Below are 14,479 nucleotides of genomic sequence, written 5' to 3'. Positions count from 1 at the left end.
GAACGATTCATCCGACCGCGTAGAGCGGTCAATTCGAAGAAAGGAGACAACCTTATGTCAGCAACTGGCCATGGCGTGACTCCGGAACTGGCGCCGGTACCCGCACACGTTTCGCCGGAACGGGTATTCGATATCGATATCTATCACCCGCCCGGCGCAGAAGACGACTACCATCTCTCGCTCAAGAAGCTGCACGCCGAAGGGATTCCCGACATTTTCTGGACGCCTCGCAACGGCGGGCACTGGATCGCCACGCGCGGCGACGACATCTATCACATCTTGAAGGACTACGAGAACTTCTCGTCGAAGCAGCTCACCGTTCCCCTGGTCGAGCATCAGCCGTTGCCGCCGATCTTCTTCGATCCTCCGCAGCATACGGCGTATCGTGCGTTGATCGCGCCCGCGTTCATGCCGCAGGCGATCAGCAAGCTCGAAGAAAAAGCGCGCGAAATGGCGATCGAGTTGATTGAAGACTTTTACCCGAAGGGCGAAGTGGAATTCGTCTCTGGGTTCGCGCAGCATCTGCCGATCGGCATTTTCATGAACATGGTGGCGCTGCCCGCCGAGGATCGCGAGTACCTCCTGAGTCTCGCCGACAAGATGGTGCGCCCGGTGGACGCCAGGGAGAAGCTCGGTGCGCTAGGCGCAATCTTCCAGTACCTGGGCGTGAAGATCGCCGAACGGCGCGCGAATCCGGGCGACGATCTCATCAGCAAGATCGTGAATTCGAAAATCGACGGGCGAGCCTTGACCGACGAGGAGGTTCGCGGTCTGTGCGGACTCGTGCTGATCGGCGGCCTCGATACCGTTGCGTCCGCAATGGGATTCATCGCCAGTTTTCTGGCCGGCAGTCCCGCGCACCGCAAGCAGCTCATCGACAATCCCGAACTGACCCAAAAGGCCGTTGACGAGCTATTACGGCGTTTCCCGGTGGTCAACCAGGGTCGGCGGATCACTCACGATTTCGAATATAAGGGCGTGCGGCTCAAAGAGGGAGACATGATCATCATGCCGACCACGCTGCATGGCCTCGACGAGAGAAAATTCGACGATCCGCTTACCGTCGATTTTACCCGGCCCACGCCGATTCATTCGACGTTCGGCAATGGTGCGCATCGTTGTCCCGGCTCGTTCCTTGCGCGCGTGGAACTGAAGGTTTTCCTCCAGGAATGGCTCAAGCGTATTCCTGACTTCCAGATCAAGCCGGGTGAGAAGGCGGGTGTCCACGGAGGGGTGAACGGCACGCTGTACCACTTGCCTCTTGTGTGGAAAGTCGCCGGCTGAGCGTCCACATCTGCAGAAGGCGGTGCGCGCAGACCGCTACCCGTGCTGCGCGCACCTGAACTTCAGATTCATGGAGACGCTTTGCTCAGCGCACGCCAGACGACCTTCATGGCGTGACGGAATGAATCCCGCTCGGGTGTATTCGTCCCCGACCGGCGAAGAAAGACGACCAGACCTTGCAGATGGGAAAGAAGCAGGGCGCCACGCAGCGTACATTCCGCCGACGCCAAGGTTGGGTTGATTTCCGCGATCAGTTCCGCGAGAAGAACCTGGAAATCCGCAGTGGATTTGGCCATCAGGGCATGGAGATACGGTTCGTGTTCAGCCAGGCTCCAGGTTTCCAGCACAAAGGCGCTAACGCGATTGCCGCCGGGTGCCGTCAGCACAGAGAATGCCTCTTCGACGATCATGTCCAGCCGGGCCTCCGGTGGCCGGTGTTTGTCCTGCGTGATCGCCTGATAGTGTTCGAAATAGCGATTCGTGAATGCCTCTATCGTGGCCCGCAATAGTTCTTCGCGGGTGCTGAAATAGTGCTGCAGCGTCCTCAGCCGGATGCCTGCGTCGCTGGCGATGCGGCGTTGCGTGAATCCAGCGTTGCCTTCCGATGCGAAGACTTCGATCGCCACTTCAATGATGGCTGGCACACGTGTAGATCTGTTCCCTCGCCGCCGAGGCGCGTCTGCTGCCGGCTTGTCGAGGTCTGCCGATGAGATGGTCAGGTCTTTCATCTGTTGTGCTCTCCTTGGCGTTTCCTGTCCCTCTCGCGCGCGTTGTAAGGGCGAGACGAACAAGACTGGCAACTGTTCCCGCCCCCGGTAGGTACGTCTTCCGATTCGACACGGACGGCGGCGAGTTTGATCTGATGATACTGCTAGTCAGGCGACGAATAAACGGTAGTCCGACGACTAATTGATTCCAGATCACATGCGGCTCTCGCCCCGTAGCATCACGCATGCTACTAGAAAATAGGGTGGACTTGTCCATACCGGCATTTCCCCTGGTACGGTTGAATCTTGATAATGGGTCTACTGACTACTAATATTTAGTCAGTAGACACATTTGTGTCCAATCACACGGATCCTTTCGCGACGGCAACCGGAGCACGAGGAACCGGGTGTCTGGGCTGACTGGTGAGTGCCTCCATTTGCACTCGTGAGTGTGATCGTCAGAGGCGCGCACCGAGCGGTTGAAGGAGCAGGGCATGAAACTTGGAGAAAGTTCTTTGCGTGCGCTCATCGAAAAATGGTTCGCGCCCTCTGCGACCACCCCGGTGCACGTGACCCGATATAACTTCGCGAATTCGAGCCAGACGAGGTGTGTGCTCGCACGGTCATCCGCCTCGGAGGGGGGGCTTTCGATATTCTTCTTTCGGCATGACGATGGGGCCTGGCGCGTGTTCCCTCCTGCTCCCCGAAAACCAGCAATGCACTCTCGCGCAGGAACGGGGTAGCGGATCGCGAAAGTCTCGGCCGACAGCCGGCATATATGGAAGGACTGCCAAGGAAGACGGCCTGGTCCCGTAAGCGCTTCGGTCGCTCGTGCAATTCTTCCTCCGTTCACCATTGAATCGACAGACTAAACGCCGCTTCTGCCATGACCGGTACCGCGTACCGCTTTGGGTCGGCGGTACCTGGCCGCGTCCGGCCTGCATGTCGATTGATGAACCGCCGCCGGGTTGTTGCAGCGAAAGCTCCCATAGATCGCATCGCCAACCCGCACAGGCGAGGCGAATGCCCCGCAAATGCGAGCGCTGCCAACACGCGTGGGCACAACGCGCGCGCGCCGTATGCAGTCGGCGCCACTTGGCCGAGGCATGCATGTACCGAGTTAAGCCGATGACAAAAATCGAACCCTCGTTTACCCAGGTTTGTGAACGGCGTTCGAGAAAATGTACCGCATAGGGGTGAGCGAGCGTTGACAGTCAGGTTTCGAGCGTTTATCTTTGCGAACAGCATTCGCATTCTGGTGATGCGCTTGGGGGACCCCGAGACGCGATGCTGACGAGGTAGGGAGGCCGGTTTCGCTTCATAGCTAAAAGTCTGCGGCAGTCCAACGGCCTTGGCCTTTTCTGCGGCAGTTCGACAAAGAAAAGAGGAGACGCATGAAAATGAAGAGCCTGAAGCCAAGTGCGATCAGCCTTGGCGTGCATGCAACCTGTATCGCGGCGGCTTGCGGGTTGTGGAGCGCGAACGCCAATGCATTTCACTTCGATGTGCCGAACCCGGACATCGACATGGAATGGGATAACACGGTGCGTGCGGATTACGACATTCGGCTTCAGAACCCGGATCACTTCTACACGAACAGTCCGACCTACGACGAAGGTGATCTGTCGACGCCGAGGTTCAGCACGATCCAGGCGATGCTGAACCTCTATAGCGAGTTCGATTTCAAGTACAAGGAGACGTCGGGCTTCCGCATCAGTATGGATGCGTGGTACGACCCGACGTTCAAGAATCACAACACGAGCAATCCTGCATTTCCGCCGAACTATCCCAACAACGAGTACACAAGCTACATCAAGAAGTATTACCAGGGACCGAGCGCCGAGTTGCGTGATGCCTTCGTGTTCAACACCTTTGACCTCGGCGGGCATTCTGTCAACGTCAAGCTAGGCCGTACGGCGGTAACCTGGGGGCAGTCGGCGTTTGCTACGCTGGGCGGCGCCAACTCGGTGGCGATTGGCCAGGCGCCGCTGGACCTGATGAAGCTGACGCAGAGCCCGAGCGCATCGCTGAAGGAAATCGTGTTGCCGACGGCTCAGGCTGACGTGACGACGAACATTACGGATACGATCACCCTCGGGGCGCAATACACCTTCGAGTGGAACCACGATCGCCTGCCAGAAGGCGGCACCTATTTCGGCGGTGCGGATCCGATTCTCTATGGGCCGCCGGTGGCCAGTTACACGACGATCCCCGGACTGGGCACGTTCGCGATTCCGCGTGTACCGCCGACCAAAGGTCAGATCGGTGATATCGGTCTTGACGGCAAGTGGCGTGTTGATTCGCTGGCAACCACCTACGAACTGACGTATCGCCACTTCGCCATGAAGATGCCTTGGGCGGCCGTGCTCGTGCCGGGCGCTGGGCCGCAACTCTTCCCGGGCACCAATCTGCCGGGCGTCACGGCGAAATACGGCAACGACGTCAACCTGATCGGTCTGGGCTTCAATAGTGCTATCGGCAATGCCGCCGTGGCTGGGGAAGTCTCATACCGCTGGAACATGCCGCTCAATGCAGTCAACACGACGACGGTCAACGACGCGCCGACCGGCCGTACGCTGCATGGTCTTTTGAACGTTACGCAGTCGTTCGGCAAGTCGCCGTTGTGGGACAACATGTTCCTGCAGGCGGAATTCTCGTTCAATCAGTTGTTGAGCGTGCAGTCGAATGCGGGAAATTTTGCGAATTCCAGCTATGACACCACCGGCCAGTGTTCGGCATCGGGCAATTCTGCATTCAATAACTGCTCGACGCGCTTCTGGGCCGGTCTCGGGATCGGTGCGAGCCCGCAGTGGTATCAGGTATTCCCTGGGGTCGACCTGACGATGCCGCTGTTCGTCAATCTGAACCTGAAGGGCTACTCGTCCGTTATCTCGCCGGCCGCCGAGGCACAAGGCCAGAATACGTTCGTGGTCGGGCTCGACTTCACAATCTACAACAAGCACGAGGTGGACATCACCTACACCTATTACATGAACAAGAAGGGGTACTCGACGGCGGGCGCCGCAACCGCTCTCGGCGCGCCGTACAGCGACAAGTCGTGGCTCGGCATCACGTATCAGACGACGTTTTGATAATGGAGACAGCTGTGAAAAGATTCCCAAAGCTTCTTAAGGCGCTTGCGGTTCTTGCGGCAATCTGGGCTTCGCCATACACGCTAGCCGCCGATAGCGGATTGACGCCGTTTGGCGCCGAGATCGCAGGAAACAAGGACGGGACAATTCCTGCCTATACCGGGGGCATCACGCAGGCTCCGGCCGCATTCAAACCGGACTCAGGAAAATGGGCGGATCCGTTTCCCGGTGAAAAACCCATTCTCCAGATCACGGCACAAAACTACGAGCAATACGCGGACAAATTAAGTGCGTCGGAAATCGAATTATTCAAGCGCTATCCGACTTACAGGATGGATGTCTATCCGACTCACCGCAGCGTTTCGTATCCCGACTGGTATTTGGAGAACTCCACCAAGAACGCTCAAACCGCGAAGCTTGAAAAGAACGGCCTTTACCTGTCCGGAGCATTTGGCGGAAAGCCGTTTCCGGTGCCGAAGAATGGGCAGGAAGCGTTGTGGGACTGGGAGTTGCGTTACGTCGGTACGCTCCAACGCAATAACGTGAAAACGTGGTTGGTGGACTCGAGTGGTACGCCGATCCTTGCGGCGCAATTCAAGAGCTCGCTCTATTACCCGTACTTCGATATCAAGAAGGAGGATGAATTCCGGAAAAAAGCGGGCCTCGCAAACTGGTATTACGTGTACAACGACTACGCGGCACCGGCGCGCTTGATTGGCGATACGACCCTCTTCTGGTACTTCATGGATACGGCGGATCATGATCAGCAGTCCTGGGAATACAACCCGGGGCAGCGTCGTGTGCGGGTGGCGCCGGATCTGGCCTACGATACGCCGAACCCCGGGTATTCGGGGGCAATCACGATGGATGACATCCAGTTGTTCTATGGACGGATCGATCGCTGGGACGCCAAGCTCGTGGGCAAGAAGGAGATGTACATCCCGTACAACGACTACAAGCAGCAGTATGAAACGCCGGCGAGCAAGATCCTCACACCGCATTTCGTCAATCCGGATCACGTACGCTGGGAGCTTCACCGTGTGTGGGTCATTGACCTGAAGCTCAAGTCGGGTGCGCGCCACGTCTACGGCCGCAAGATGCTCTACCTGGATGAAGATGGCGGTGGCGGGATGATGGACGCCTACGACCAGTCGGGCAAGCTCTATCGTGGTGGATTCGAGACGACGGTGCCCGCCTACGACTACAAGGTTCCGTATTCGCTCGGCAACTGGTTTTACGACTTCAATAGCGGCATTTACATCTTCGGCAGTCACCCTGCCGAGACGCCGGGGATTCTCTTTAACGTGAGCTTCCCGTCCGACTACTACACGCCGGAACGCATGCAGTCTGCGGGTGTGCGCTAATTGCCTGCCGATGCAGGAGTGAGGTAATTAGTAGCGTCCTGCGTGGCCCCGCCGGGCAGGACGCTTCGGCAACGAAGTTCTACATGGGTGTTGGGTATCGAAAGTAGCGTTGTTGCTTTTGGTTCTGAGTTAATCAGGAAAGGGATGGTGAAGGCTTTGAAGAAGCACCTGATGTTGATGAAGGCGCTCGCATTTGCGGCGGCTGTTTGCATGGCGCCGATGGCTGGCGCGCTCGAGAACGGGATGACGCCATTCGGCGCGCAAATTGCCGGCAGCAAGGACGGGACGATTCCTGCGTACACGGGCGGAATTACGCAGGCGCCGGCGGGTTTTAAGCCCGACTCGGGAAAGTGGGCGGATCCGTTTGCCGGTGAGAAGCCGGCGATGCAGATAACGGCGCAAAACTACCAGCAATACGCCGACAAATTGAGTGCCAGTTCGCTCGAGCTGTTCAAGCGCTACCCGACGTACCGCATGGATGTTTACCCGACGCACCGTTCCGTCTCGTACCCGGACTGGTATCTGGCGAACTCGGAAAAGAATGCGCAGAGTGCGAAGCTCGAAAAGAACGGTCTGTTCGTGGCAGATGCATTCGGCGGAAAACCGTTTCCTGTGCCCAGCAATGGGCAGGAAGCGATGTGGGACTGGGAACTGCGCTACGTCGGTACGGCGCAGCGCAACAACGTAAAGACGTGGCTCGTCGACACCAGCGGCACGCCGATCCTCGCGGCGCAATTCAAGAGTTCGATTTACTACCCGTATTTCGACCTCAAGCAGGAAGATGCATTCAAGAAGAAGGGTGGCACTGCCGTCTGGCAGTACATCAACAATGATTTCGTAGCGCCGGCGCGAATGATTGGTGATACCACGCTTTACTGGTTCTTCACGGACACTGCGGATCACGACCAGCAATCGTGGGAGTACAACCCCGGTCAGCGTCGCGTACGAGTCGCGCCAGACCTGGCCTATGACACTCCGAACCCCGGCTACTCGGGCGCGATCACGATGGACGACATTCAGTTGTTCTACGGGAAGATCGATCGCTGGAATGCGAAGCTGATCGGCAAGAAGGAGATGTACATCCCGTACAACGACTACAAGCAACAGTACGAGACGCCTGCGAGCAAGATCCTGACGCCGCATTTCGTGAATCCCGACGATGTGCGTTGGGAACTGCACCGGGTGTGGGTTGTGGAATTGACGCTCAAGCCGGGCTCGCGCCACATCTACAGCAAGAAGACGATGTACTTCGACGAGGACGGCGGCGGCGGAATGATGGACGCGTACGACCAGTCGGGCAAGCTCTATCGTGGGGGTTTCCAGACCACGGTGCCTGCCTACGATTACAAAGTGCCGTATTCGCTGGGCAACTGGTTCTACGACTTCAATAGCGGTGTGTATATCTTCGGAAGCCATCCGGCCGAATCGCCGGGCGTCTTCTTCAATAGCAGCTTTTCGCATGACTTCTTTACGCCGGAGCACATGCAGTCAAGCGGTATCCGGTAGCAGGCGGTAAAGCAGTAAGCGCAGCAAACTTGCAGTGCCGGTTCGACCCGGCACTGCACGCCAAAATTACATAAAGCCCAGGACAGCTCGCGGAGTCGATCGGCAGTAACTGTGAAGGAGACGCAATGCGCAATACCATGTTTCGTTGGCTCGCCCTGGTGGCGGCAGCAGGCCTCGCGAGCAGTGCGGTTTATGCGGGGTTTGCCGACCCGATGCACTCGCCGGCAATCACCAACCCACGCGCTGCACACGAACCCGTGATGGCCGTTGCCCAGGCCGGCCAGCGACTGGTCGCGGTGGGGCCACGCGGCGTCATTCTCGTCTCGGACGACGACGCGGCGCACTGGCGCCAGGTGAACGTGCCAGTGAGCGCCGATCTTGTTGCGGTGACCTTCAAGTCCTCGACGCTGGGCTGGGCGGTCGGACACGATGGGGAAGTGCTCCATACGGCCGATGGCGGCAATACCTGGACGCGCCAGCTTGACGGCGAGCAGGCCGCGAAGCTGATGACCGACTATTACGCGCAGCAGCGGGGCGATTCGCCGGACTTGAAGGCCTCGCGCGAGGAGGCCCAGCGCTTCGTGGCCGACCAGGGCGGACGTCCTTTCCTCGACGTCTGGTTCGACGACGAGCGCTCGGGCTGGGTCATCGGTTCGTTCAACATCATTTTCCATACCGAAGACGGCGGCAAGAACTGGGTTCCATGGTTTGACCGCGTCGACAACCCGGACGCCCTGAACCTGCATGCGATGCGGCGTATTAACGGGACGCTCTATATCGTGGGCGAGCAGGGGCTGCTGCTCAAACTCGACCCCGACAGGCAGCGCTTCGTTGCGATGTCCTCGCCGTCGAAGGGCAGCCTCTTCGGACTCGCCGCGGCTGGCAACGCGATGGTCGCATACGGCCTGCTCGGCAACGCTTACCGCTCCACCGATGGCGGCGCCACCTGGAGCAAAATCACGCTGCCAACCGGCGCGAGCATCCTCGCCTCAGCCGAGCTCCCGAATGGTCGTCTGCTGCTGGCCACGCAGGCCGGCGAACTGCTCGAGAGCACCGATCAGGGCGCAACGTTCCACACACTGGGCGCGAGCCAGCCGGGCGGGGTCTTCGCCATGGCGCTGCGCGACGACACCGCGGTGCTGGCCGGCGCAGCAGGCCTGACGCGCGTCACATTGGCGAAGTCGCAATAAGGGGGAGCAGACATGGCTGGCGGCAACAATGCCCAATTCGACAAAATGCCCGTCGTGGCGGATCTTGCCCAGTTCGATTCGCGTTCTGGCAATGCGCTCGAGCGGCTGATCTTCAACCGGCGTCCCTGGCTGATGATCATCTGCGCGATCATCACCGCGGTGCTCGGGTTTCAGGCGACGCGGCTCGATGTCAATGCGAGTTTCGAGAAGATGATTCCGCTCTCGCATCCGTACATCAAGAACTATCTTGCCAACAAGGCGGACCTGAAGGGACTCGGCAACTCGCTGCGTATCGTCGTCGAGAATCCTTCCGGCGACATCTACGATCCGAAGTACCTGGCGGCACTGCGTCGCATCAACGATGCCCTGTTCCTGATTCCAGGCGTTGATCGCCCGGGTGTGAAATCGCTGTGGATGCCGATCGTGCGCTGGAATGTGGTGACCGAGAAGGGCTTCGCGGGCGGTCCCGTCATGCCGGACGGCTTCGACAGTTCGACTCAGGCGATTACACAGCTGCGTACGAACGTGGCGCGCGCCAATATCGTTGGCAGCCTCGTATCCAACGACCTGCATTCGAGCATGATCCAGCTGCCGCTGCTGGACCACTACGCCGATACGGGCAAGGCGCTTGACTACGCAAAGCTCTCGCGCCAGATCGACGAGGTCATCAAGACCGAAGGCCGGGGCGAGGTGCGCGTGCACGTGGTGGGCTTCGCCAGGCTGATCGGAGACCTGATCGCGGGTCTGAAGCAGGTGGCGATGTACTTTGGTATCGCCGCGGCGATTGCGCTCACCGTGATCTTTCTGTACACCCGCTGCTATCGCAGCACGCTGCTGGTGGTGGCCTGCTCGCTCATCGCCGTGGTCTGGCAGCTGGGCATCATCAGCACGCTCGGCTACGTGCTTGATCCGTATTCGGTGCTGGTGCCGTTCCTCGTGTTCGCGATCGGCGTGTCGCATGGCGCGCAGAAGATGAACGGCATCACGCAGGACATCGGGCGCGGCACGCACCGCTACGTGGCTGCGCGCTATACGTTCCGGCGGCTCTTCCTGGCCGGACTCACGGCACTGCTCGCGGACGTCGTCGGCTTCGCCGTGCTGATGGTGATCGACATTCCGGTGATCAAGGACCTGGCCTTCACGGCGAGCGTGGGCGTGGGCGTGCTTGTCTTCACGAATCTGCTGCTCCTGCCGGTGCTGCTCTCGTATGTGGGTGTGAGTCCGTCGGCGGCACGTCGCAGCGTGCGTGGCGAGCAGAACGACGAACGCGGCACCTCGTCCGCGGGTGCGCTCTGGAACCTGCTGGACCGGTTCACCGAGCGCCGCTGGGCGGTGGGCGCGATCGTGTGCGCGGCGGCGCTCACGGCAGTCGGCTGGTCGATCAGCCAGCACCTGCAGATCGGCGACCTGGATAGCGGCGCACCGGAGCTGCGCCCGAACTCGCGCTACAACCTCGACAACGCGTACATCAACGCGCACTTCGGGCTGTCGAGCGATCTGTTCGTGGTGGTCGGCAAGTCGTCGCACGGCACCTGCGACGCGAACAACTTCCCGCTCGTGCTGGAGGCGGACCGCCTCGAGACCGCACTGCGCGGCGTTCCGGGCGTGCAGACGACGACCTCGGTGGGTGGCCTGACGCGCTGGATGACCTCGGGCTTCTACGAGGGCTATCCGAAGTGGTACACGATCGATCGTGTGCCGTCGATCATCAACAAGACGGTCTGGCAGATCCTGCTGGACCATCCGGACCTGATCAGCCAGACGTGCGGTACGGCGCCGGTCATTGCGTATCTGACGGACCACAAGGCGGCAACGCTCTCGCGGGTGATGGAGGTGGCCGAGGAGTTCGCGAAGGCGCACAGTGACGCGGACCACCAGTTCCTGATGGCGGCGGGCTCGGCGGGTATTGACGCGGTGACGAACGTGGTCGTTGCGAAGGCGAACCGCACGATGCTGTTCATGGTGTACGCGGCGGTGATCCTGCTGTGCTTCATCACGTTCCGCAGCTGGCGCGCGGTGGTGGTGGCGGTCGTTCCGCTCGGCATTACGTCGGTGCTGTGCGAGGCGCTCATGGTCAAGCTGGGTATTGGCGTGAAGGTGGCGACGCTGCCGGTGATTGCGCTGGGGGTCGGGATCGGGGTGGACTACGCGCTGTACCTGCTGAGCGTGCAGCTCGCGTACCAGCGCACAGGGCAGCCGCTGAAGGTGGCCTACCGCCACGCAGTTCAGTTCACGGGCAAGGTGGTGGCGCTGGTGGGTGTGACACTGGCCGCGGGGGTGGTGACGTGGGCATTCTCGCCGATCAAGTTTCAGGCCGATATGGGCATCCTGCTTACGTTCATGTTCCTGTGGAACATGATCGGTGCGCTGATCCTGATCCCGGCGCTGTCGCATTTCCTGTTGCAAGGGATCACCCGCAAGGCAGTGGCGAAAGCCGCGGCGAAGGGTTCGTCGCAGGTCGAAGCCCGCAGTGGCGAGGTGACCCTGCGGTCGTGACCGTGTCGCATGTGCCGCGTTACGCGGCACTGCCCGCAGAAAGAATGTGGCGGGCCGCCATCTGCGAAGATGGCGGCCGAATTGCGTGCAAGTCAGGAAACGTCGGGGCGGACGGTGCTGGGCAGGCCTACACCACGGACATCGAGAAGCTCAGGATCTCCGAGACGCCGCCGTCCACCATCAGCATCTGGCCATTCATGTAGGAGCTGGCCTCGGAGGCGAGAAACACGGCTACGCCGCCGAGTTCTTCCGGGTTCCCCCAGCGTCCAACCGAGATATGCGAGCGGACGATCTCCTTCATTTGCGGATTCGATGTAACGGGCTCGGCCATATCGGTGAGGAAATAGCCGGGACAGATACCGTTGCAACGAATGCCGTGGCGGCCCAACTCCGCGCCGAGCGATTTCGTGAGCCCGGCGACCGCGTGCTTGCTGGCCACGTATGCCTGGAGCTTCTCCCGGCCGAGCACCGAAACGTAGGAACCCACGTTGATGATGCGTCCGTGCCCGCGTTCGATCATGGGACGAGCGACTTCCTGCGCGAGCAGATACGCGGCCGTGACGTTGGTATCCATCGTCCTTTGCCACATTTCAACGTTCGACTGAAGAAAATCGCTCCATTCGCAAATGCCGGCATTGTTGAGCAGGACGTCGATGCGTCCATGACGCGCAAGGACGTTGCGTACGCCGCTTCTGATCGCGTCTTGATCCGTGAGATCGAACGGTTCCACGTCGACGCTGCCGCCCGTCTTCCTGATCGATTCCGCGGCAGTTTCCAGACTCTCGCGCGATCGCGCGCAAAGAATGACGGTCGCACCCGCCGACGCCAACGCACTTGCCATGGCGAAGCCGAGCCCGCGTGACGCTCCGGTGACGAGCGCAATCTGCCCTTCCAGTGAAAACAGTTTCATAGTCTGACTCCCATCGATCATGCAGTGGCTGCTTGCGGGTGGCGAATGACGATCTTGCCGAAATGCTGCTGGCTTTCGAGGTGCCGCAGCGCATCCGGTACATGTGCAAAGTCATAAACCGAGTCGATTACGGGCCGCAGTTTGTGCAGCCCGATCGCGCGATTCATCGCTTCGAAATCCTGACGGGAACCGACGCGGATCGGCGCGATCGACAGGCCGCGCGTGAAGAATCCCTCGCCCGGAGAGGGCGCGCCGGTTAGCAGCCCCACGACGCTGATTCGGCCGCCATCCCGTGTGGCGGCAACGGACTTGCCGAAGGTTTGCGCGCCTCCCACCTCGACGACGACGTCGACGCCCAGTCCATCGGTCAAGCGCAGCACGGCGTCGTCCCATTGCGGCGTTTCGCGGTAGTTGATGGTGGCGTCGGCGCCTAATTGCGCGAGGCGTTTGAGCTTCGCATCGCTCGACGACGTGGCAATCACGCGAGCGCCGAACAGACGCGCAAGCTGCAGCGCGAAAATCGATACGCCGCCGGTACCTTGCACGAGGACGCTCTGGCCCGGCAGAAGGGGCGCATGCCCGCACAACGCGTTCCATGCGGTGACGGCGGCGCAAGGCAGCGTTGCAGCTTCCTCGTCGGAGAGATGATCCGGAACGCTAACCAGTTCCTCCTCGTTCAGCACCGCCTTGTCGCGCAGCATGCCTTCGACTATCGCGCCGCGGCCCAGCATATCCGCGTGTTGCGGGCGGGCGCCACCATGCCAGTTTTCCGCGAAATTCGCCATCACCCGGTCGCCGGGCTTGAAACGCCGAACGCCAGAACCGGCTGCAAGCACGACGCCGGCGCCGTCCGAGGCAGGAATGAAGTTGGGCGCCATCCAGTCTCGAAATGCGCCGTTCATCAGCAAGAGCTCGCGAAAATTCAGTGAACTTGCGTTGACCTGCACCAGCACCTCATGCGAGCCAGGCTGCGGTGGATCAGGTTCCTCGTGTAGCGCCAAGCCTGAGATTCCCTCAAAACGTTCGCATCGATAGAGCTTCATTCGTTGTCTCCATGGTGGTGAACGAGAGCGCCAAATTCGTTGCCGAATGACGCCTTGTTCATTCTTCTCGTTGACAGCCGCAAAAAGATGAGTTCAGAATATAGAACATTGTTCAACAAAGCGTTCGGAGCGTCAAATTGAAGATACTGGTCGCGGTGAAGCGCGTGATCGACTACAACGTGAAACCGCGGGTGAAAGCCGATGGTTCGGGCGTCGATCTGGCCAACGTGAAAATGGCCATGAACCCGTTCGACGAGATCGCGGTGGAGGAGGCGGTGCGCCTCAAGGAAGCGGGTATTGCGAGTGAAGTCGTCGTGGTATCGGCGGGAACTGCGCAATCGCAGGAGGTGTTGCGCACGGCGCTCGCCATGGGGGCGGATCGCGCAGTGCTCGTCGAAAGCGATGCCGACCTGCAGCCTCTCGCAGTCGCCAAACTGCTGAGCGCCGTTGCGTCGCGGGAAAACCCGCAGCTGGTGTTGCTCGGCAAGCAGGCCATCGACAACGACGCTGGTCAAACCGGTCAAAAGCTCGCCGCATTGCTCGGCTGGCCGCAAGCGACATTCGCGTTCAAGACGGAAGTAGACGAGCGGCAACTGCTCGTTACACGTGAGATCGACGGTGGTCTTGAACGTGTCGCGCTCGATCTGCCAGCGGTGGTCACGACCGATCTGCGCCTGAATAGCCCGCGCTATGTGACGCTCCCCAACATCATGAAGGCGAAGAAGAAACCTCTGGAGACGCTGAGTCCCGAGGCGCTGAACGTTGACGTCGCGCCTCGTTTGAAGGTTCTCGAAGTGACTGAGCCGCCGGCGCGTAAAGGCGGCGTAATGGTTCCGGATGTTGCAGCGCTGATTGAAAAGCTTCGCAACGAAGCGAAGGTGATCTGA

The 14,479-nt window shown here is 60.1% G+C and carries 10 protein-coding genes; 7 read left to right on the top strand and 3 right to left on the bottom strand.

What is annotated here, in order from left to right; all coding sequences use genetic code 11:
- The first annotated feature begins 54 nt into the window (after nt 1-54).
- Nucleotides 55-1,284, top strand: a complete 1,230-nt coding sequence (locus AB4Y42_RS29740) for a cytochrome P450 (protein ID WP_069266530.1) — start codon at nt 55-57, stop codon at nt 1,282-1,284.
- A gap of 68 nt (nt 1,285-1,352) precedes the next feature.
- Here AB4Y42_RS29740 and AB4Y42_RS29735 read toward each other — a convergent pair whose 3' ends face one another.
- Complete coding sequence (locus AB4Y42_RS29735; RefSeq protein WP_069266531.1) at nt 1,353-2,012, bottom strand: TetR/AcrR family transcriptional regulator; 660 nt, start codon at nt 2,010-2,012, stop codon at nt 1,353-1,355.
- 1,373 nt (nt 2,013-3,385) lie between these two features.
- On the opposite strand from AB4Y42_RS29735, the gene AB4Y42_RS29730 reads away from it, so the two are divergent.
- The 5 genes from AB4Y42_RS29730 to AB4Y42_RS29710 all read left to right on the top strand — a co-directional run bounded on the left by AB4Y42_RS29730 (nt 3,386) and on the right by AB4Y42_RS29710 (nt 11,639).
- Nucleotides 3,386-5,083 carry a DUF1302 domain-containing protein gene (locus tag AB4Y42_RS29730; protein ID WP_256094873.1) on the top strand — a complete coding sequence of 566 codons (1,698 nt, stop codon included), beginning with the start codon at nt 3,386-3,388 and terminating at the stop codon, nt 5,081-5,083.
- A 14-nt stretch (nt 5,084-5,097) separates the two neighbouring features.
- The gene (locus AB4Y42_RS29725; protein WP_368696139.1) at nt 5,098-6,447 is read left to right on the top strand and encodes a DUF1329 domain-containing protein; all 1,350 of its coding nucleotides are present in this window, start codon (nt 5,098-5,100) and stop codon (nt 6,445-6,447) included.
- A 144-nt stretch (nt 6,448-6,591) separates the two neighbouring features.
- Nucleotides 6,592-7,953, top strand: coding sequence for a DUF1329 domain-containing protein (locus AB4Y42_RS29720; RefSeq protein WP_368696214.1), 1,362 nt, complete (start codon nt 6,592-6,594; stop codon nt 7,951-7,953).
- Nucleotides 7,954-8,078: 125 nt separating this feature from the next.
- Nucleotides 8,079-9,143, top strand: coding sequence for a WD40/YVTN/BNR-like repeat-containing protein (locus AB4Y42_RS29715; protein WP_368687445.1), 1,065 nt, complete (start codon nt 8,079-8,081; stop codon nt 9,141-9,143).
- Between the two features lie 12 nt (nt 9,144-9,155).
- Entirely contained in the window at nt 9,156-11,639 is a 2,484-nt protein-coding gene (locus tag AB4Y42_RS29710) for an RND family transporter (protein WP_368685191.1), read from the top strand.
- 127 nt (nt 11,640-11,766) lie between these two features.
- Here AB4Y42_RS29710 and AB4Y42_RS29705 read toward each other — a convergent pair whose 3' ends face one another.
- The gene (locus AB4Y42_RS29705) at nt 11,767-12,549 is read right to left on the bottom strand and encodes an SDR family oxidoreductase (RefSeq protein WP_342947375.1); all 783 of its coding nucleotides are present in this window, start codon (nt 12,547-12,549) and stop codon (nt 11,767-11,769) included.
- 17 nt (nt 12,550-12,566) lie between these two features.
- Nucleotides 12,567-13,592: an NAD(P)-dependent alcohol dehydrogenase gene (locus tag AB4Y42_RS29700; protein ID WP_368696138.1), complete on the bottom strand. Its 1,026-nt coding sequence runs from the start codon at nt 13,590-13,592 to the stop codon at nt 12,567-12,569.
- A gap of 137 nt (nt 13,593-13,729) precedes the next feature.
- Here AB4Y42_RS29700 and AB4Y42_RS29695 point away from each other — a divergent pair, with 137 nt between their 5' ends.
- The gene (locus AB4Y42_RS29695) at nt 13,730-14,479 is read left to right on the top strand and encodes an electron transfer flavoprotein subunit beta/FixA family protein (protein ID WP_069268810.1); all 750 of its coding nucleotides are present in this window, start codon (nt 13,730-13,732) and stop codon (nt 14,477-14,479) included.

This window comes from Paraburkholderia sp. EG286B, from assembly GCF_040965655.1.
GTDB lineage: Bacteria > Pseudomonadota > Gammaproteobacteria > Burkholderiales > Burkholderiaceae > Paraburkholderia.
This window is presented reverse-complemented; position numbering and strand designations above follow the sequence as displayed.

Excerpts from the sequence above, each read along its gene's own strand:
- AB4Y42_RS29740 (WP_069266530.1), top strand. The coding sequence starts at position 55 with ATGTCAGCAACTGGCCATGGCGTGACTCCGGAACTGGCGCCGGTACCC.
- AB4Y42_RS29735 (WP_069266531.1), bottom strand. The coding sequence starts at position 2,012 with ATGAAAGACCTGACCATCTCATCGGCAGACCTCGACAAGCCGGCAGCA.
- AB4Y42_RS29730 (WP_256094873.1), top strand. The coding sequence starts at position 3,386 with ATGAAAATGAAGAGCCTGAAGCCAAGTGCGATCAGCCTTGGCGTGCAT.
- AB4Y42_RS29720 (WP_368696214.1), top strand. The coding sequence starts at position 6,592 with ATGGTGAAGGCTTTGAAGAAGCACCTGATGTTGATGAAGGCGCTCGCA.
- AB4Y42_RS29715 (WP_368687445.1), top strand. The coding sequence starts at position 8,079 with ATGCGCAATACCATGTTTCGTTGGCTCGCCCTGGTGGCGGCAGCAGGC.
- AB4Y42_RS29710 (WP_368685191.1), top strand. The coding sequence starts at position 9,156 with ATGGCTGGCGGCAACAATGCCCAATTCGACAAAATGCCCGTCGTGGCG.
- AB4Y42_RS29705 (WP_342947375.1), bottom strand. The coding sequence starts at position 12,549 with ATGAAACTGTTTTCACTGGAAGGGCAGATTGCGCTCGTCACCGGAGCG.
- AB4Y42_RS29700 (WP_368696138.1), bottom strand. The coding sequence starts at position 13,592 with ATGAAGCTCTATCGATGCGAACGTTTTGAGGGAATCTCAGGCTTGGCG.